This is a genomic window from Gilvimarinus polysaccharolyticus, assembly GCF_001187555.1.
Lineage (GTDB): Bacteria > Pseudomonadota > Gammaproteobacteria > Pseudomonadales > Cellvibrionaceae > Gilvimarinus > Gilvimarinus polysaccharolyticus.
The window spans coordinates 1,550,699-1,570,498 of sequence record NZ_LFIJ01000002.1; the positions used below are offsets into that span (position 1 = coordinate 1,550,699).

The 19,800-nt window shown below is 51.5% G+C and carries 17 protein-coding genes and 2 tRNA genes; 6 read left to right on the forward strand and 13 right to left on the reverse strand.

The genetic code is table 11. The features are described from left to right. The gene (gene queF / locus GILYN3_RS15395) at positions 1-849 is read left to right on the forward strand and encodes an NADPH-dependent 7-cyano-7-deazaguanine reductase QueF (RefSeq protein WP_049723819.1); all 849 of its coding nucleotides are present in this window, start codon (positions 1-3) and stop codon (positions 847-849) included. A 13-nt stretch (positions 850-862) separates the two neighbouring features. On the opposite strand, the gene GILYN3_RS15400 is transcribed toward queF, so the two are convergent. Further along, positions 863-2,245: an adenylate/guanylate cyclase domain-containing protein gene (locus GILYN3_RS15400; protein WP_049723820.1), complete on the reverse strand. Its 1,383-nt coding sequence runs from the start codon at positions 2,243-2,245 to the stop codon at positions 863-865. Positions 2,246-2,490: 245 nt separating this feature from the next. On the opposite strand from GILYN3_RS15400, the gene GILYN3_RS15405 reads away from it, so the two are divergent. The 4 genes from GILYN3_RS15405 (at position 2,491) to GILYN3_RS15420 (ending at position 5,858) form a co-directional block, all read left to right on the forward strand. After that, on the forward strand, positions 2,491-3,048 hold the full coding sequence (locus GILYN3_RS15405) for a nitroreductase family protein (RefSeq protein WP_049723821.1): 558 nt from the start codon (positions 2,491-2,493) through the stop codon (positions 3,046-3,048). Between the two features lie 114 nt (positions 3,049-3,162). Continuing rightward, positions 3,163-3,250, forward strand: a tRNA-Ser gene (locus tag GILYN3_RS15410). A gap of 513 nt (positions 3,251-3,763) precedes the next feature. After that, a tRNA-Arg gene (locus GILYN3_RS15415) sits at positions 3,764-3,840 on the forward strand. A gap of 611 nt (positions 3,841-4,451) precedes the next feature. Then, a complete protein-coding gene (locus GILYN3_RS15420) occupies positions 4,452-5,858 on the forward strand; it encodes a hypothetical protein (protein WP_049723822.1) in 1,407 nt (468 codons plus the stop codon). Here the strand turns inward: GILYN3_RS15420 and panB are convergent. The 9 genes from panB to dksA form a co-directional block, all read right to left on the reverse strand. Next, complete coding sequence (gene panB, locus GILYN3_RS15425; RefSeq protein ID WP_049723823.1) at positions 5,855-6,676, reverse strand: 3-methyl-2-oxobutanoate hydroxymethyltransferase; 822 nt, start codon at positions 6,674-6,676, stop codon at positions 5,855-5,857. The two genes, GILYN3_RS15420 and panB, sit on opposite strands and share 4 nt — an antisense overlap. 10 nt (positions 6,677-6,686) lie before the next feature. Continuing rightward, on the reverse strand, positions 6,687-7,361 hold the full coding sequence (locus tag GILYN3_RS15430) for a deoxynucleoside kinase (RefSeq protein ID WP_049723994.1): 675 nt from the start codon (positions 7,359-7,361) through the stop codon (positions 6,687-6,689). 43 nt (positions 7,362-7,404) lie between these two features. Then, on the reverse strand, positions 7,405-7,911 hold the full coding sequence (folK, locus tag GILYN3_RS15435) for a 2-amino-4-hydroxy-6-hydroxymethyldihydropteridine diphosphokinase (protein WP_049723824.1): 507 nt from the start codon (positions 7,909-7,911) through the stop codon (positions 7,405-7,407). A 4-nt stretch (positions 7,912-7,915) separates the two neighbouring features. After that, positions 7,916-9,250, reverse strand: coding sequence for a polynucleotide adenylyltransferase PcnB (pcnB, locus tag GILYN3_RS15440; RefSeq protein ID WP_049723825.1), 1,335 nt, complete (start codon positions 9,248-9,250; stop codon positions 7,916-7,918). An 888-nt stretch (positions 9,251-10,138) separates the two neighbouring features. Beyond that, entirely contained in the window at positions 10,139-11,539 is a 1,401-nt protein-coding gene (locus GILYN3_RS15445) for a sigma-54-dependent transcriptional regulator (RefSeq protein WP_049723826.1), read from the reverse strand. Positions 11,540-11,546: 7 nt separating this feature from the next. Continuing rightward, complete coding sequence (locus GILYN3_RS15450; protein ID WP_049723827.1) at positions 11,547-14,582, reverse strand: ATP-binding protein; 3,036 nt, start codon at positions 14,580-14,582, stop codon at positions 11,547-11,549. Further along, positions 14,579-14,749, reverse strand: a complete 171-nt coding sequence (locus tag GILYN3_RS16755) for a hypothetical protein (protein WP_198147374.1) — start codon at positions 14,747-14,749, stop codon at positions 14,579-14,581. The genes GILYN3_RS15450 and GILYN3_RS16755 overlap by 4 nt, the downstream gene beginning before the upstream one ends. Before the next feature lie 19 nt (positions 14,750-14,768). After that, entirely contained in the window at positions 14,769-15,665 is an 897-nt protein-coding gene (gene gluQRS / locus GILYN3_RS15455; protein ID WP_049723828.1) for a tRNA glutamyl-Q(34) synthetase GluQRS, read from the reverse strand. 73 nt (positions 15,666-15,738) lie between these two features. After that, positions 15,739-16,182, reverse strand: a complete 444-nt coding sequence (gene dksA, locus GILYN3_RS15460; protein ID WP_049723829.1) for an RNA polymerase-binding protein DksA — start codon at positions 16,180-16,182, stop codon at positions 15,739-15,741. Positions 16,183-16,453: 271 nt separating this feature from the next. Here dksA and sfsA point away from each other — a divergent pair, with 271 nt between their 5' ends. Then, on the forward strand, positions 16,454-17,170 hold the full coding sequence (gene sfsA, locus GILYN3_RS15465; RefSeq protein WP_049723830.1) for a DNA/RNA nuclease SfsA: 717 nt from the start codon (positions 16,454-16,456) through the stop codon (positions 17,168-17,170). Here the strand turns inward: sfsA and GILYN3_RS15470 are convergent. Genes GILYN3_RS15470 through htpX form a run of 3 tightly spaced genes read right to left on the reverse strand, consistent with a single transcriptional unit; the run spans position 17,167 to position 19,484 of the window. Beyond that, positions 17,167-17,514, reverse strand: coding sequence for a Rieske (2Fe-2S) protein (locus tag GILYN3_RS15470; RefSeq protein ID WP_049723831.1), 348 nt, complete (start codon positions 17,512-17,514; stop codon positions 17,167-17,169). The two genes, sfsA and GILYN3_RS15470, sit on opposite strands and share 4 nt — an antisense overlap. Before the next feature lie 4 nt (positions 17,515-17,518). Further along, positions 17,519-18,598: a S1C family serine protease gene (locus GILYN3_RS15475; RefSeq protein WP_084005497.1), complete on the reverse strand. Its 1,080-nt coding sequence runs from the start codon at positions 18,596-18,598 to the stop codon at positions 17,519-17,521. After that, positions 18,591-19,484, reverse strand: coding sequence for a protease HtpX (gene htpX, locus GILYN3_RS15480; RefSeq protein WP_408606319.1), 894 nt, complete (start codon positions 19,482-19,484; stop codon positions 18,591-18,593). Before htpX ends, GILYN3_RS15475 begins: the two co-directional genes overlap by 8 nt. Positions 19,485-19,800: the final 316 nt, after the last annotated feature.

The window sequence follows — 19,800 nt, forward strand, 5'->3', positions numbered from 1 at the left end:
ATGCAGCACACGATAGCCGACAGCCCGCTGGGTAAGACATCGGCCTATATTAGCCAGTACGCCCCGAGCCTGCTGTACGCCATTGCAAGGGGTGATTCGCGCCGTGTGCTGGGTCTGTCAGGCGATACGTTGCCATTTCATGGCGTGGACGTATGGACGGGTTACGAGTTGTCCTGGTTAAACGATAACGGTTTGCCTCAAGTCGCCATGATCGAGTTCACGCTGCCGTGCGATAGCCCCAATATCGTCGAGTCCAAGTCTATTAAGCTTTATCTTAATTCGTTTAATCAGCACCGGGTGGCTAGCGCTGGAGCCGTTCAGGCGATTATTGCTCAAGATTTAAGTGCCGCTGCGGGCAGCTTGGTCGATGTGGTGATAACACCACTTGCCGATCGTATGGATACTGCCTTACAAGCAAGCTTTGCCGCCGCGCCTTTTTTGGCTAAAAGCTTGGATCAGCAAGATATTGCGGTTGATTGCTATCACCCGCGACCCGAGTATTTAACCGTAGCGGCGGGAGCGGTTGTGACGCGTGCGTGGCACAGCGATTTATTAAAAACCAATTGCCCGGTAACGGGGCAGCCAGATTGGGCGAGTGTGTTTATTGCTTATGAGGGGGCAGAGATAGACCCGGCCGGTCTATTGCGTTATCTCGTGTCGTTTCGTGAGCATCAAGATTTTCATGAGCACTGCGTAGAGAGAATATTTTGTGACATAACGGCGCGCTGTGCGCCGCTTACGTTAGAGGTGTATGCCCGTTATACGCGCCGCGGTGGATTGGATATTAACCCTTACCGTAGCAGCGTTGCTGGCAGTTTGCCTGGCTCGGTGCGGTTGTTGCGCCAATAGTTTAAACGCGGCGTTACATAATAACTTTGTCTTTGAGTTTTTCGGCGGCTTTGTTTAGCGCCGTTAACACTTGCTCTTTGTCGTAATTACGTACTTTTTCCAGATCAAGGTACATCGAAAAGCCTTCGGCGCGATCCTCAAAGTAGGTCTGATTACGGCCTAAATCTTTGCGCAATCCGGCTACTTGGTACACTTTAACCGGCGCACTAAAGCCTTTTACCGTAATTTCGCCTTTATCGCGGCACAATACCGAGTCTTTCACCAGCGACCAGGTCTCGTGGGATATCAATACCTCGTCCGGATCTGCGGCCGATTCTAAACGGCTGGCTAAGTTAACGTGGGTGCCCAGCACTGTGTAATCAAGATGGCTGGATGTACCAAAGGTGCCCACGGTGCAATATCCGGTATTGATGCCCATGCGAATTTGTAACGGTTTTTTAATGCCTTGGTTGTGCCATTCTTGCTGCAGTGATTTCATACGCTTTTTCATGGCAATTGCCATGTGTACGCAACGTAAGCAGTCGTCTTTGACGCCTTTACTGTCACTATCGCCATACAGCACCATTACCGCATCGCCCATAAATTTATCTATGGTGCCACCAAAGTGAATAACAATTTTGGTCATCTCGGTAAGGTATTGATTAAGCAGCTCGGTAAGTGCTTCGGCTTCCATCTCTTCCGATAGCTGACTGAAGTCTTTGATATCGGAAAAGAAGACGGTAATTTTTTTACGCTCAGCCAGTAACGTTTCATCTTGACCTTTGTTGACCGCTTGCCAAACGGCGGGGGCTAGGTAGCGAGATAATTTGTAAGCGCGGATTTTATGCCATTTTTGTTCGTTCAACAGTTGCGCATTGCTGAGTTTGAGCTTGTGAAAGCGCTGGTGCATAAACAACGCGTAGGCTAGAAAGTAGGTAATGATGCCAATGAGGCTGACGGCACTGATTTGGATGTTGCTGTGAAAAATCCATTGCGGTCGATGTATCATCATGCTGATAACTACGCCGCACGCCATTGCCGCGTTATCTTCTAGCCAGCGTCGTAAGCCGCCGGTGAGCAGCGCGTTAAATTGAATCATTGCCAAAAATAAAATGCACGGCAACAGTGAGAAGTTAATAAGGTTTAGTACTACGCCAATCAAGGCAGCATCGGCATAGGACAATATTCGATGAGCCTTAGGCAGTGCTTCGGGGGGCAAGCGCCTAGTGTACGTAAAGCTGGCGTAGGCGTAGATCAGCATGTAAACAATTGCGCCCACAGAAACCCAGCTAATATGGTTCCAGTCCATCATGGCCGCTAAGGTGCCGCCGGCTGCAAAGCAGATTAATGTCCGAAAATAATACTGCTGCAGTACCGACTCTGAGCCTTCGGTGTCATGTAGTGCTGTTTTTGTCATTGTGGTTAGTGCCTAGCTTGCGTACTTATTGAGTAATACGAAGGCCAACATCTTATACGCGAATCCTTAGTGTCGTCTATGGCTTCACGCAGTTGGCGCATATTTGTAATTGTAGTTGATGCCACAAAGAGCGGTAGAAAATCAGTCGGCAATAGTGCTAACCGAAATATACGCGGGTTTAAACTCTAGCTGCACATGTGGGCGTGCTACAATTATACGCTTGTTAAATAGCTGAGAATTTTTATATGGATGCCATCGCGGCCCTTACCCAGCGCGCGTCTGTTGCTAAACTAACGGACCCTGCACCGACGGCGCAACAGCTCGAAACACTGCTCAAATGCGCGGCCCGCGCGGCGGATCACGGCTTATTACGGCCTTGGCGTTTTTTAACCATTGAAGGCGCTGGACGCGAAGCATTAGGTGAGCTGTTTTGCCGCGCGGCGTTGCGCGAGACTCCTGATCTAAGTGAAACTCTGCAAGCTAAATTGCGTAATATGCCCCTAAGAGCCCCCCAGTTATTAGTGGTCATTGCTTGCCTGCAAGAGCAGTCTAAAGTGCCGGAAGTCGAGCAGTTGCTCTGCGCTGGTGCGGCGGCGCAAAATATCATCAATGCCGCTTACGCTCAGGGTTTGGGCGTTATTTGGCGCACCGGAGATATGGCGTACAACCCACACGTCTTAGCTGGACTTGGCCTGGCCGCCAATGAGCGGTTGATAGGCTATTTGTATTTAGGCACCCCAGTAAATTCTCTACCTACCGCTAAAGAGCCGGATTTGGTTGGTCGTTGCCAAACGTGGCCGTAATGCGCGGCACAGGCTCAAGGTTAACTCATCGTTGCGTTTATCCTACTAGTTGTGTAGCATTCGCGCCTCGCAAAAAGCGCTTGTACGTACAGTGGTTGAGCGATCATTTTATAAGGTGAGGTGGCCGAGTGGCTGAAGGCGCACGCCTGGAAAGCGTGTAACGGGCAACCGTTCGAGGGTTCGAATCCCTCCCTCACCGCCATATATTAAAAGCCACCGAAGGTTAGCTTAGCCTCGGTGGCTTTTTTATTGGGCCGGTTAACGGGAGGCGTTCGGGCCCGACAGAGGGTTCGACCATTTGCCTGGAGCAAATGGGGCCGCCGAAGGCGCCGCGAAGCGGTGGGGCGCAGGGATTGCGCCCCAGCCAATCCCTCCCTCACCGCCATATATTAAAAGCCACCGAAGGTTAGCTTAGCCTCGGTGGCTTTTTTATGGCGGTGAGGGTCGGTGAAGGGGCCGGTCTATTGCTCCCGCAATCGCGGTATTGGTATGTTCATGTGTATCACCCTGCGAACGTTTGAGTCATCGCAACCCAAAGCACGGGATGAGCGTTGGTTAACCTTTCCATCGCTGTCACGCAAAAAGCTGTCGAGAAAATCATCAAGTTGTTTGATCGCTAATCAATAGATGATTTAATCGTAAAAAACGCAAAAAATATGCGAGTATTGCTTGACGATTCGATCCTTAAAAACTACTATACGCGCCTCTTAACAACGCACTCGTAGCTCAGCTGGATAGAGTACTCGGCTACGAACCGAGCGGTCGGAGGTTCGAATCCTCCCGAGTGCGCCATATAAGTAAAAGCCCACCCTAAACGGGGTGGGCTTTTTTTATGCTTTTTATTTACGATTGAGATCGCTCTATGATCTCGGGCTATCGTGATACGACTACTTTTCTGTGGTTTGCTTTCTATCGCTTGGTTTAGGTAGGCCGAAAGACGGCGCTAACGTGTCATTTCTTCTTTGCTCGCTGCGTTTCCCCTGTGATCGTTGGAATATAGCAATATCATCTGCTGTAAGCGCTCTCTATCTCTAATTGGTTTAAGTGATTGGGGGCAGAAACTGGCATTTACTGGGGGGTAAGTAATACTTACAGTGTCATAGGTTGAATTGTGCTCGTGTTTAGCTTTCGGTTCGGCCCAGGCTCGGCAGAATTTTTATTCATGTGACTCCTAGAATGGTCTTTTCGCCGACGCTTTCCCCAAAGTGTCGGTTTTTTTTGTCTCAATTTTATAAACTGGTGAACTTGGCCGTCGGTTGAGATATGGCTGGGGGGGAGTTGCCCGCTTGAATTAATAACATGGATGCTTTGTTGCGGTATAATTTCCAGCGATTTTGCCTAACGGGCCCCGTCAATAACGATATACAAGCCTTTGGTTCCCCCAAGTGTAATGGATTAACAAGATGAAGATTCGAGCATGGTGTGACTTTGACAAAGGTGCTCGCGCGGCGTGGTGCTGTGAAAGCTGTCAGGCGCATTACAGTGAGCGTTGCATACCGGATGGCCACAACCCATTGTGGGGGCGTAGTGGCCCGTTGTGTTTGTTGTGTCACGACAATTTAACCGCTACCGATGATCCGGCCTTTGCTAAGCCTTTTTGGCACGTTTTACCTTACTTATTGCTCTATCCGTTGCACTTTAATAGTTTGTTAGTGATCCTCACGGGGGTTGCGGGAACAGCGATATTAGGTGGTGGTATTCCGTCGCTGATATTTGCTTTTGTGTTTCAGTTATTGTGCGTTAAGTATTTTTTTGCTGTGCTTGCCGCTCGGGCTGGTGGTAAGCGCTGGCCGCCGGGGCTGTTGTGCTTTATAAAAAGTGATACTCAGTACTTATTGCTGAAAGCTGTGCTGGTTTATCTGGTGCAGGTGATGGTGGTTGTCGCTGGGTATTATTATCTTGCTACCACTCATATCCCGGCTTTATATCAGCTTTTTATACTCTATGCCTTGGTGGCATTTATGCTGCTGGCTTTTCCGGCTATCACTATGATTTTGGCTGTTGAGGGGGCTTTGCTGCGCGCTATTAACCCGTCCGCCATTATTGGGGTGATGGCAGGTATGGGTGTTTATTATGTGCTGTTATGGGTGTTGCTGTTAGTTCTTGGCGTAGCGGTTGAGCTGGGGGTACAGCTTGCCTTGCCTATGTTGCCGGTGGTTTGGCAGCTGCCGTTGGCTCTGGGGGCGGCTACTTATTGCTCGCTGGCGAGTTATGCATTGTTTGGTTATGCGTTGTATCAGTTTGGGGCGGAAGCCGGGCTTGAAATAGACGTTCAAGAGCCTATGTTGGATGAGCGGGAGTTTGTCCGAGCGCAGGGCCTGGGGGCTGTGCTGGTGTTAGAGCAGCGTGGCGATCTAGAGCGCGCTCGCGAGCAGTTGCGCGAGCTGCTAAATTTGTATCGCGATGATTTAACCTTGCATCGTCAGTATCATCGGTTGCTGCTTAAACTTGATTCGCCAGAGGCGATCAGAGCCTTGGGCACACATGCTGACTATGTGTTGGAATTATTACTGTTAAATAACCATAAGCGTGAGGCGGCAGAGTTATTGCAGCAAACACTGGCAAAAGTATCTAGCTATCGACCGGCAAAGCTTGCCACCACCTTGGCTCTTGAGTCACATCTGCGCAAGTGTTTAGCGCCACGTCAGTTGGCAGGGTTGTTGGTGAATGCGCACAAGCACTACCGCGGCGATACTGGTATCCCCGCGGCCTATAAGTGCTTGGCCGAACTCTTTAAAGGTCCGCTTAAACAGCCCGACAAAGCCCAGCAGCTAAAAGATTTTATTCGGCGCGAATACCCCAAAGGCTAACCGAAGGTGTGCTCGCTGGCAGGGAAGGTGCCGTTTTTAACATCATCACGATACTTTTTGAGTGCACCGGCAATATCGCCAGTTTCAAGCAAAAAGTTTTTCGAAAACTTGGGCGGCTGGGGCGTCAAACCAAGGATGTCGTTAATAACCAATACTTGAGCATCGGTATCTGTGCCCGCGCCGATACCAACCGTCGGAATGTCGATGGCATCAGTAATGGCTTTTCCTAGCTCTGCAGGAACACATTCAAGCACAATCAATGAAGCGCCGGCAGCGGCCAATGCCTTGGCGTCCTTTACCATTTGCTCGGCTTTATCTGCCTCGCGCCCCTGTACCCGAAATCCGCCAAATTTATGTACCGATTGCGGCGTTAACCCTAAGTGAGCACATACTGGGATACCGCGATCGGTCAGCATTTGTACTGTGTTGACCAGCCATTCACCGCCCTCGATTTTAACCATGTGGGCACCGGCTTGCATGACTCGGGTGGCGTTAGTTAACGCTTGCTCGGAGCTGGCGTAGGTCATAAAGGGGAGGTCGCCGATAATCAACGATTTATGGTTGCCTCGAGCTACCGCCTCGATGTGATAAATCATCTGCTCCATCGTGACTGGGATTACGCTGTCGTAGCCGAGAACTGTCATCCCTAGCGAATCACCCACTAAAACTGCTTCGATGCCGCACTGTTGTGCCATGGCGGCCATAGGTGCATCGTACAGTGAGACCATGACAAATTTTTCTTGGCCGCGTAATTTATGCAGAGTATTAATGGTGACTTTCTTTTCTAAAGCAGATTCGTGAACTTGTGAGTAGGGCATGAGGGTTACTCTATAAAGCGGGCGTAGGGTTGTAGTAGTGGCGGCCACTTTTTATGGTGGTGATGTACTCCACCAAGTGCTGAAAGTGGTCGCGATTTTGGGCCAAATTTAAATCTTGCGCGTTCACAATCAGTAGCGGTGCGCTGTCGTAATAGTGAAAGAAGCTGGTATAGGCTTCGTTGAGCACCTTTAAATAGTCATCGCTAATGTGTTGTTCAAATTCGTTACCGCGCTGCTTGACGCGTGCCTGCAGTACGTCTAGTGGGGCTTGTAGGTAGATCACTAAATCGGGGCGTGGGGCATCGAGTGTTAATTTTTCATACACTTGCTGATAAATATCCAGTTCGTCATCATCGAGCGTGACCTGGGCAAATAGCGGGTCTTTTTCGAGCATAAAGTCGGCGATACGACGGGGGCTGAACATGTCGTCTTGACGCAACTGCTGAATCTGTCCCGCTCGTTGAAACAGGAAAAACAATTGGGTTTGCAGTGCCACTGATTTGGGTTCTTGGTAAAAACGTGCCAAAAAGGGGTTTTGCTCAGGCTTCTCAAGCAGTAAATCGTAATGGAAAAGCTGCGCTAAGTTTTGCGCCAGAGTCGTTTTGCCTACCCCGATAGGGCCTTCGATGGCAATGTAGTTGGGCAGCTCGACAGCGGATAAATCCAATGCCAAGCTTTCGTACATAGCGTTTACCACGTGCGGATCCTCAATGAATGCTTGGCTCAGTTTAGCGCTGCACAGGGAGTTTTATCAAACCCGTGTCGTCGCAGCGCTGCGTCCAACTCGCAATGCTAGTGCCATCGGCAAGATGCAGCTTTGGGGCAATCTCAAGCAGTGGTCGTAAGACAAAATCCCGAACGGTTAAATAAGGATGAGGCACTGTCAGTCGCTCGTTGTCGATGCTGAGGTCATCATACAGCAACAAGTCCAAGTCCAGTGTACGTGGCCCCCAGCGCACTAGACGTTGCCGCTGGTGTGCTTGCTCGATAGCTTGCAGAGCATCAAGCAATGCTAAGGGCTTAAGTTGGGTTGTGAGTTGAGCCACGGCATTAATGTAGTCGGGCTGTTCACCAGGCCCTACGGCTCGTGAGCGATATAGTGATGAGGCATTTACAAGCTGCGAGTGTGGCAACTGGGCCAGTTCGTTGAGCGCCTGTTGCACTTGTTTGACCGGGGTCTCGAGATTGCTCCCCAGACCAATATAGCAGCAGTGATGAGGGGCGGGCGCAGTCACCGCTTTAGCCCTGTTTAGGCTTGGAGCTTTTGCGGTTGTTATTGCGTCGACGCCGAGGTTTTCCTGAACCGCTAGACTTTAAGCTGCTAACCAGCCTAGCACGGCCTTCTTCATCGGCGGCTTGGAACTGGGTCCACCAATTGCCTAGACCGCCTAGGTTCTCGCCCGCTTGCTCGCGCAATAGGACAAAATCGTAGGCGGCGCGAAAGCGCGGGTGCTCAAGCATGGTGTAGGCGCGCTGGCCACCGCGTAGGGTGAGTCGGTGCTGCATGTCCCAGATCTCGCGCATGGGGATTAAAAACCGTTTTGGAACGGTGATTCGAGATAGTTGCGCGCTCACGACTTGTTGTGACGCCTCATTAAAAGCTTGGCCTTTGGGCATGCTGCCCAGCAGTGTGGCCAGTAACGCTTGTTGTGGCGGCCATAACAGCGCTGCGTAGATAAAGGCTGGGGTTATGGACTTGCCTGCCCGAATTCGTTTGTCAGTGTTACACATACACTGCTCGATCAGCTCTAGGGCTATTGGGTCGCCTGTTTGCAGGCGCTCTTCGAGCATGGGAAACAGCTGGCCAAATAGTTTGTACTCGCGCAGCAAGCGGAAAGTTGCGGTGGCGGAGCCGGCTAAAAATAATTTAAGGACTTCTTCAAATAGGCGTGCCGGCGGGATATTGCCAAGTAGGGCAGCCTGTTTCCTAATAGGTGCCGCAGTCTCGGGGGCGATACTGAACCCCAGCTTGGCAGCAAAGCGCACAGCTCGCAGCATGCGTACAGGGTCTTCTTGGTAGCGAGTGGTGGGGTCGCCAATAATGCGCAAAACACGTTTTTCAAGATCGCGCATGCCGCCGGTGAAATCGTGTACCGCAAACCCATCAAGGCTGTAGTACAGAGCGTTGACGGTAAAGTCACGGCGTACCGCATCGGACTGTACCGTGCCGTATACATTGTCACGCAGTACCATACCGTGTTCGCTGCGAGAGGCTTCATGGTGACCGCGAAAGGTGGTGACTTCGATGATCTCGCGACCAAAGCGGACGTGAACGATCTTGAATCGGCGGCCAATAATACGCGCGCTACGAAATAGTCGGTTGATTTGTTCAGGTTTGGCGTTAGTGGCAACATCAAAATCTTTGGGTTGCTCCCCCAGCAGTAAATCACGCACGCCGCCGCCCACTAAATAGGCTTCAAAACCGTTATCTTCCAGTTGCTTCATAACCTTGATCGCAGCGTGACTGATCAGCTTGCGAGAAACATTGTGTTGATCTCGAGGGATAACGACTGGTTGCTTGGGAGTGTGGGCGTTAGAGCGGGGAGAAATTAGGTTTAACAGCCTTTTCAGCATGGAGTAATCTGCACTTTGGAGTTTGAGCCGGCAGGCGGCTAAAAATGTGTGGTTGATTCTATCACGGGCCTGCTAGGGAGGCCAGAAATAGGGAGGCCAGAAAGCAAAACGGGAAAGCCTAAGCTTTCCCGTTGGATGGGTGGCACAAATTATATTGGTTTGTGTCCAGGCCCAGTCCAAATCAATTACTATCCTTTGGTGCCTAGTCAGTTTTTCCGTCTTATATTTTATTATCGTTATTATTTTATTATTGCAGTTTATTATTATTTGTTGTTTTTAGTTTTTACGATCTTTTCTTAAATCGTTTTTTGTCATCTTTTTTTATTGTCTGTTGTTCTTATTATGTTTGTGCTCTTTCTTATTATTTCTTGTTGTTATTGAACTTATTTATTTTTTAATTGTTTATTGTTTTTATTAGCCGTTCTACGTTTCTTATTATTTGTTGTTGTTATTAGTATGTGTTGTTTTTTTATTGTTTGTTGTTGTTATGTAGGTCGTATAAAGCACTTGGCGTGCCAGTTGTAAAATTTACAATTAAAACAATGGGTTAGCTTTTCTGCTTCGCCCTATATTCCATTTGGTTATTTCCAACGGTTACAGCTTTTTAGTCTTATTGTTACGGCTGGCTGACAGGGGTAACAGTTGATGTGGGTAACAGCCGTGAGCCTTTAGTAACAATTGTGGCATGTAAATCATTTAATGGTGTTGTCTGGATTCTTTGGGGCATGATTGCGCTTGTGGCGGGGCTTACAACAAGTTGGCAGACTGTTATTAATTGCTCTGCAGAGAGGTTCGTACGCTAAAGGTATTGGTGCAAAGACAAACTACGCCGCAGCAGCGGCGTAGTTTGTCTGGGGACAGCTTGGCTGGGAAAATAGGGCAAGAAGGTTACTTGCTGTCACCGGCTTTGCGCCGTGGTATGCCAAAGCGCTGGCGGCGTTCCCATAAGCATTTGCGGCTAACGCCGAGCTTTTTGGCCAGCTCGGTTTCGCTCATAGTATCTTGGTGTTCAAGTACAAAGCGTTGAAAGTATTCTTCTAAAGATAGATCTTCGTGGGGATCTTGGTGGGCCGATCGGCTGCGTCCCAAGCTTGAGCCCGCCCGAAAGTAGGGGTTTTCTTCCTCTTCGTCCAAGCGCACTAGGTCGAGATCGATACCAAGCAGCTCATGACTGATTTCGCGCTCGTCCTCGCATAAAATAACCGCCCGTTGCATGGCATTCTCGAGCTCGCGCACATTACCAGGCCAAGAGTAGGTGGTAATGGCCTGTATTGCCTCGGGTGAGAGTTTGAGCAGAGGCTTGTTAAATTGATGACTATATTTAACCAGCAGAGCCTCGGCCAGTAGCAGAACATCGCGGCCGCGCTCGTGCAGTGGTGGCAGCTCAATTTGTATGACGTGGATCCGAAAGTATAAATCTTCGCGAAACTTGCCTTCTTGTGCTAACAAGCGCAGGTCGCGGTGCGTCGCGGCTACTAGCCGGACATCTACTTTACGCGATTCAACCGATCCCAGCGGGCGCACCTCGCCTTCTTGCAATACGCGTAATAGCCGCGCTTGTGCCTCAAGTGGTAGCTCGCCTATCTCATCTAAAAACAGTGTTCCGCCATCGGCGGCGGCCACTAGCCCCTCGCGGGTGCTGGCGGCGCCGGTAAAGGCGCCTTTTTCGTGACCAAATAGCTCTGACTCGATGAGCGTCTCGGGAATCGCGGCGCAGTTCACGGAGATCATTAATTCTTTGTGGCGTCGGCTTTGTTCGTGCAGCGAGCGGGCGACTAACTCTTTACCCGTGCCGGTTTCACCATGAATAAGCACGGTGGCATCGGTTGGCGCGACCTTAGCGATACGACTGTAAAGCTTTTTCATAACATCGCTGGTGCCGATCATACCGGTGACTTTACTGCCGTCGGTGTTTGGGGTCTGATCGCGTTTGGCGGCGCTCGATTTGCCAATAACACGCTTAACGGCCATAACCATTTCATCGTGATCAAACGGTTTGGCGATGTAATCAACCGCGCCCATACGCATGGAGTCGACTGCAGAGCGCAAGCTGGCGTAGCTGGTCATGATCAGCACGGGAATATCGCCGGCGAGCTTGATTAAATCTGTGCCGGGTGCGCCGGGCAAGCGTAGGTCAGAGATAATCAGCTCAAAATCATTCAGCTGAAACTTGCTGGTGGCTTCGCGCACCGAGGGGGCTTCGCTCACCTCGTATTTATTGCGCTCTAATAACTTGCGCAGGGCGGTGCGAATAATTGCTTCGTCTTCAACAACCAGAATCTTAGTCATAGTTACTTCAATCGGCCTTGTCGGTCGCGTCACCACGGATCATGTCGTCAATCGGCAACATGGACTCTAGGTGGCGCGGCAATTTAATAACCAGTTGAGCTCCGCGATGGTTTGCGGTATCGACCGGGCTGATCACATCCAAAGTTCCGCCATGGTCATCGACAATACTGTAAACCATGGCCAAGCCAAGCCCAGTGCCTGAGCCTGGATCTTTGGTGGTAAAAAACGGTTCAAGGATTTGGTCAATATGCTCGGGCGAAATACCCTCGCCTTGGTCCGTAACGGTAATTGTGATGCTGTCGTCATCACTATAGCTGTCTAGGATAACACGTCCGTCGGGCTCGCTGGCATCTCGGGCGTTAGATAGCAGGTTAATAAACACTTGGATCATCTGCTGAGTGTCGCCAGCGACAATAGCGTTGGCGGCGATTAGGTTATCGAAGTGCACCTGGGTTTTTTCTTTTTGCAGCGACAGCAGCGAGATAGCCTCGCTGGCACATTCGCGCAGGGTAACCGCCTCGAAGGCGCTTTTTTTGTTTTGACCACTGTGCGAGTAGCTGACCAACGATTGCACGATTTTACTGACGCGATCGGTTTGGCTCAATATTTGATCGGCGGTTTCTAAGATCTCGGGGTTATCCGACTCGTAGCGCAAGTTTTGGCTTAGACAGGCGATACCGGTAATAGGGTTGCCTATCTCATGAGCGACCCCTGCGGCGAGGCGGCCGACTGAAGCCAGTCGCTCGGAGTGAATAAGCTCTTGTTCCAGCAGCTGTGTCTCGGTGACGTCTTCGAGCAAGATCACTTGGTCGTACTCGCGTTTGCGAAATGCTGTTGCCTGAGCGCGACGACCGGTGACCGGCCCTTCAATCGCCGCCTTGTGTAGGCTGATCCAATGCGGTCGGTTGTTAAGGGTAATCTCGTGGCGATAGAGGCGAGCGTCTTCTCCTTGGCTGAAGTTCACCAACAAATCGCACCAAGGTTGCGCTAAATCATCGAGGTGCGAGCCGATCACCACCTCGGAGGGGATCTGCGTTAAGTTCGCCATCGCCCGATTCCACATCAGAATCTCTTTGTCGCGCCCCAGCGAGCACACGGCCATGGGCAGTTCCTGCAAGGTTTTGCGGTGGTACAGGCGCAGGTTGTTTAGCTCCGCCGCCATCCCGGTCAAGTGGCTGCGGTATTGCGATAAGCGGTTTTCAATTAAGTGAATGTCGACGGTATCGCGCGCTTCGGCAAGCTTGTAGGGGAGGTGGTTGTCCATGATCTCACCGGCTACGTGTATGCCCATTAAGCCGGATAGGTTCGCTTCTAGCTGATCGCGCAAACGCCGCAGAGCATACGGGCGGCGCTCGGCAATATTCAGGTTGAGTTGTTTGAGGGCGATATCGACTTCGCGGCTGGCGGTCACTTTGCCTAATGGTTTTGCTAGACGTGTTTTAAATTCGTCGGCTGAGTGAACATCCAGTGCTTGGCGTACCGGGTGCGAAAGCTCATCGGCGGCGCACAGCTCGGCACTGTAGGCTTCTTCTTCGGTTTGCTGAGTGAGCAGTGAGATGCCCACAAAGAACAAAGTGTTAATCCCCAGCGAGTACAAGGTGATGGCGCTCCAGTGCTCCATCCCTACGCTCAGCTCGCCATCGCCAAAAGGTACGGCAATGCTACTGATACTGGTAATCAAAGGAATTAACAGCCCGACGGCCCAAACGATAGTGCCGGCACTCAGACCGATGATCATGCCCCGCCGATTACCCCGAGTCCAAAAGACAATGGCAAAAATACCGGGCAAAAATTGTAGCGTCTCGATAAACGCCACCAAAGCTAAATGAAACAGGCTTTGGCGGTTGTCGAGCATCCAGTAAAACAGATAAGCCCCAATAAACAGGGCGGCGATCACAATGCGCCGCAACCAAACTAGCTGGCTGTAAATGTCTTGTCGTTGGCGCAAGCGTAAGAAGGGCAGAATCCAGTGGTTCATTACCATGGTCGACAGGGCAAGGGTGATCACCACCATGGCGCCGGTCGAGGCAGACAAGCCGCCGACAAAGGCCAATATTGTCAGCGAGTGTGAACCGGCCAGAATAGGCACGCCAAGAGTAAAGTATTGCGCGGGTAAGGGCACCGATAGCTCAAAGCCTGCCCATAGTATCGGAAATATTGGCAGCGCTAAAAACAGTAAGAACAGCGGGAATGCCCAGGTAACTGTGCGGGTATTGCGTAAGATCGGGCTCTCGGCTACTCCCATATGAAAAATATGCGGCATGGTAACGGCGGTGGCGACAAACACCAGTAATAGGGTGTGGGCCGCGCCGTCGCGAATCGGCGAGTGCAGCAGCGCTAGGTTCTCGGGGTTGCGTTCAAGCCATTCGTCTAAGCCGTCAAAACCATCAAATACACCGTATACGGCCAGTAGGCCAATAGCGCATAGCGCAAATACTTTTAGCAGCGACTCAAATGCCATAGCGGTGATTAGGCCGCGATGACGCTCGCGATTAGAGCCAAATAAAACCGTAAATAATGCCAACATGCCGCAATAGGCAAGTGCCATCACATCTTTAAAGGTTAGCCCGGTCCCGACAATGGGCAGTGCCGGGTCGCGGCTGACGGTCATAATGTGCATGGTGTCGGCAATGGCCTGAATTTGCAGTGCCATCAGCGGCAAAATACCCAAGAGCATGCAGAGCGTAGTCAGCGCGCCAATACCGTGGCTGTGGTAACGAAACACCAGTAGATCGGCCAGCGAGTGTACTTGGTGGCGACGGGCCAGCTCAGTAATAGGCTCAAGCACGACGGGGGCAAACAAAAACAGTGCCCCAGTGCCTAGGTAATAGGCCAGCGCGCCATAACCAAACTGAAAGGCGAGATCGATCACGCCATAAAATGCCCAGGCACTGGCAAAGATCCCGAGTGATAAAAGGTAGGTGAGGGGGTGCTCGGTGATAGCGCGAGGCAGCCAATCGCGCTCGGTTACGGTCGCGATACCAAAAATTAGCAATATATAGGCAAGCCCTATCAGGGCGACTTGGATAGGTTCAAATATCATGAGGGTTTCTTGCGCGCCTGAATAATATAAGCGACCGCGATCACCAGTATCCACATGATGTACGGGCGATACCACGCACCCTCTGGATTCACGATCCAAGTGAATAAGGTGGGCGAAAATACGTAGGTAATCAGCAGCAGCAAAATCACCAAGCGCTGGTTATTCATAGGGCTCCATAAAGGGTGCTTATAGTTGCTGGGCGGCAATACCCGTTAACGCTGATCGCTGCCAGTGGCGTGTACCCCAACTAAGTATTGTCGCTGGAGATTCACGGCTTAGTGCCTCGGGGGGATTTTGCCTTAGAAAGGCCAGTGCCTGCCAGAGGTTTTCACGAATTAGGTGTTTATCGAGTGCCGCGGCATGATTTTGCTTGCTTAATTTACGGCCATCGTCGCCTAACACCACTGGCACATGGCCGTATATGGGAGGCGTTACGTCGCGCAATTGGAAAAAACGTATCTGGCGGGCGGTAACCGGCAGTAAATCGGCGCCACGGATAACGTGAGTAATACCTTGAGCAATGTCATCAAGTACTACGGCTAGCTGGTAGGCAAATAAACCGTCTTTGCGCATCACTACGGCATCGCCAACATCTTGAGCTAGGTTTTGTATCTGCGGCCCCTGCAGTAAATCATTGAACTCGATGGTGTCGCTAAGTGAGGCGAACGGTGTCGGCAGTTGATACAGCTTAAGGCGCAGTGCAAGCGGTGTGTCTGGGTTGGGTGTGTGGCTGCGACAGTGACCGTTATAAACTCCGCCGCTGTTGCTAATGTCGCGGCGGGTGCAGTCACAGGGGTAAACTAGGTTTGTTTGTTGCAGCTGGATTAATGCGCTGCGGTAAGCTGTTGTGCGTGTGCTTTGCCACAATACCTCGCCATCCCACTCTAGGCCGTGCTGTTCTAAGGTCTTTAAAATATCATCGGCGGCGCCCGGCATTTCGCGGGGTGGGTCGATGTCGTCCATGCGTACTAACCAGCGACCATTGTGGTGGCGAGCATCTAGATAGCTTGCGACGGCGCTAACCAGCGAGCCAAAATGCAGTGGTCCAGAAGGTGATGGGGCGAAACGACCAATATACGTCATGGGGTGTGGCAGAGCCGGCGTTGGTGCGGCATAGGATAAGCCGACCCCACCGAGGTGGGGTCGCTGTTGACGGTTAGCCGCCTATTTGTTTTTCTTTGATTTCGTCGAGAGTTTTGCAATCGACGCACAAAGTCGCGGTGGGGCGAGCCTCGAGACGACGAATACCAATCTCTACGCCGCAGGCATCACAAAAACCGTAGTCGGCGCTCTCGATCAGCTCAAGCGTGCTATCGATTTTTTTGATCAGCTTGCGCTCGCGATCTCGCGTGCGTAGTTCAAGACTAAACTCCTCCTCTTGGCTGGCGCGATCTGCTGGGTCAGGGAAGTTGGCGGCCTCATCTTTCATGTGGCTCATAGTGCGATCAACTTCTTCCATAAGTTCCCGGCGCCATGCTAGAAGCAAACTTTGAAAGTGCTCCAGTTGCTGGGGGTTCATGTATTCTTCGCCCTTCTTTTCTTTGTAAGGCGAAATAGTGCGCAGCGTGTAGCTGTCGGCTTTAGCTGAATTATTGGGCATAGTGCAACGCCTCTGTGTCTCCTGGGGCTGATTCGTCGCTTTTTTTACGTCGAATCAGTGTCAAGGTTACGGGGTCAATGGTTCGACTCCGCCGGTCTGCGCTTCGCTCATGCTGGTAAATTCTATCCACCATGACGGAAGGCCTGCGAAGCTACCAGATTACCAAAAACTGTACCAGTAATTTTTGCTTAATTGTTAAATTATTGCTTTGTTGGAGCCGTTTTGAGTCCATGCTCGCCTATAATGGCACTTTTTAGGGGCTTAGGTAGTTATGAAAGACAAACAAAGTTGGCAGCGCGGTCAGCTGTTGCGGCGCTACAAACGTTTTCTTGCGGATGTTGAATTGTCTGATGGCTCGAGCTTGACGATCCACTGTCCCAATACCGGTTCTATGCGCGAGTGCTTGGCGCCGGGCTCGCCCTGCTGGTTTTCACACAGCGATAGCAAAACCCGTAAATACCCTAACACTTGGGAGGTTGCGACCACCCCAACCGGTGACTTGGCGGGTATTAATACCGGGCGCGCCAATGCGTTGGTGCGCGAGGCGATCGAGGCGGGCGTCATTGCTGAACTTGATGGTTATGAAACGATTAAAGCCGAGGTTAAATACGGCACAGAAAACTCTCGCATTGATTTTCTGTTAACGGGTGGTGGGGCAGATTGTTACGTCGAAGTAAAGAACGTCACCTTAATGGAGGGCCAAGGCCAAGGCTATTTTCCCGATGCGGTAAGTACTCGGGGCAGTAAACACTTGCGTGAGTTAGCGGCGATGGTTGAGTCTGGGGCGCGGGCGGTGCTGGTGTTTTGTGTGCAGCACTCGGGCATAGAGCGAGTTGCCGCCGCCGAGCATATCGATCCGGCTTATAGCCAAGCGTTTTACAATGCCATTGCCCGCGGCGTCGAGGTGTTGGCCTATCGCGCCGAGATTGATCCTGCCAACAGCCATATCGTTTTAACCCGGCCGGTTGAGGTGCAACTTACCCCTTAGAAGGGCTCGTCCAGTATTGCGTACAAGGCGCCGTTGCTAATGGTGTGGTTAATTGGCAACAGTGATTGACCGCTGCAAGGGCCGGCGATGCAGTGGCCGGTATCGATGGTAAACAGAGCGCCGTGGTTGGCGCACTGGATTAAACTGTTATCGGCAGTTAAAAACTCATGTTCGACCCACTCAAGTGGGATCTGGACATGGGGGCAAAGGTTGCGGTAGACAAATATTTGTTCGCCACGGCGCACCGCAAACACGCTCATGTCAGCCGTTGTTAGGGTAAAACCACGACTGCTGTTGTCGGCCAACTCAGTCAGTTGGCATAAATAGTGTTGCTGAGCGCTCACAGGGTTACAGTTCCGGTTGGCTTAAAGTGACGCGGGTTTGGCGCAGTTTACCATTGCGTACATAGTGTACCTCTAGTGTGTCGCCAGGCTTGTGGCTTTCTATCACGGCTAAAAATTCATCGACATTGCGGGTGGGTGCGTCGTCTAGGGCGATAATAATATCCCCCAGCTCGATGGTGCCCCAAGCGCCACGCTTGGCCCCCTCAAGGCCAGAGTTGGCCGCAGGCTTGCCTCGCGGCGCGTGTAAAATCGCGACGCCTTCTACTCCCGCGCGCCGAGCCCAGCGCTCGGGCGCAAACTCAATGCCAAATTCTGGCCGGACTAAACGGCCAAACTCGATCAGTTGCGGCACTATTTGTTTGACGATATTGACCGGAATGGCAAAGCCGATACCGGCGCTGGCGCCGCTGGGGCTAAAAATCATGGTGTTAACGCCGATCAGCTCGCCGGTGGAGTTAAGCAGCGGGCCGCCTGAATTGCCGGGGTTAATGGCCGCATCAGTTTGAATTACATTGTGGATTTTACGTCGGTTGGGCGCTTCTATCTCTCGGCCTAGAGCGCTTACCACGCCAGTGGTGAGGGTGGCGTCTAAGCCAAATGGGTTGCCAATCGCCAATACTTTGCGTCCCACTGATAACTGGTTTGAGTCGCCTAGGGGTAACGCGTGCAGTTTATCTTTGGGGGCTTCTATTTTAAGTACCGCTAGGTCCTTATCGGGGGCCAGCCCGGCGACGGTTGCGGGCCAGCGAGTTTGATCGGGCAGGGTGATCGAGAGCTGTTGTGCGCCCTCGACAACGTGGTAGTTGGTGACGACATAACCGGCTTCGCTCCAGACAAAACCCGTGCCGGCTCCTTGCGGAATAGAGTGTAAATCTAACGAGCGTCGATCGCGCACCACTTGGTAGCGGTTGACGTAAACCACGCTGGGGCTGGCAAACTCAAACACCTCGATAGTATTGCGCTCGTCATCGGTGGCAAAAGCGGGCGTTGGGTTACTGCTTGCCACTGGCGGCTCGGCGCCGCACGAGGCCGCGCCGAGCAATCCGAGCAGTAAAATAACTGTTTTAAGATGACCGTTACCCATGATTTTTTAGAGCGGCGATGCGTTCCTCTAAGGGGGGATGGCTGGCAAATAATTTGCTGGCGGTTTTGCTCCAGCCGCCAGAAATGCCAAAAGCCTGCATGGTCTTGGGCATGGGCGATGGCGCACCGGCTTGGGTCTCGGCTTGTAAGCGTTGCAGCGCGCGGATCATTCCGTCGCGGCTGGCTAGGGTGGCACCGGCGTGGTCGGCGCGGTACTCACGATAGCGTGAAAATGCCATCACGATCATCGAGGCGAGAAACGCCAATAGCATTTCGGCAATAAAAGTGACGATATAGTAACCAATCCCCACACCGCGCTCGGTTTTAAAAACGACTTTATCGACGGTGTGGCCGATGATGCGGGCAAAAAACATCACAAAGGTATTCACCACGCCCTGAATTAGCGTAAGGGTGACCATATCGCCATTGGCAACGTGCCCAATCTCGTGTGCTAGCACGGCACGAATTTCCTCGCGGTCAAAGCGTTGCAGCATCCCGGAGCTTACCGCCACTAAGGATTTATTGCGGTTCCAACCGGTGGCAAAGGCGTTGGCTTGATTGGCCGGAAATACCCCAACCTCGGGCATGCCAATACCGGCTCGTTGGGCAAGCTCGGCAACGGTAGTCACGAGCCATTGTTCTTCGGCGTTGCGCGGTTGAGTTATCAGTTGGGTGCCAGTACTGCGTTTGGCCATAAATTTAGATAAAAACAACGAGATAAACGACCCGGCAAAACCAAACACCGCACAAAAGATCAGCAGGTTGGTTAAGTCCAGCCCCGTGCCCGATTCGTTAAGAATCCGATCGACACCCAGCAAATTAAGGGTAACGCTGGCGAGGGCTAAAACACCTAAGTTAGTAAGAATAAATAAACCAATGCGCATCACGGCGGAGTCTCCTAGTAAACCGTAGCTGTTGAAGCACAATATGTGTGTTAGCAAAGCGGATTTCAATAGGGCAGATATAAAAATGGCCGCCCAAGGGGCGGCCTAAGCAACCGTGATTAGCCAAGAGCACCTAAGTGCTCAAGCGATCCAGAAGGATCAGAGGAGAAACCAGTCAATTGACTTGCAGGAGAACTGACTGATCACCGAAAGGTAATGGGCTACCAATCGATAAGTTAATGATAATCATTAACAATTGGGGTGTCAATAAGATAGATAAAATAAAGTGGCTAAATAAGCGAATGGAGTTGTAGAAGAT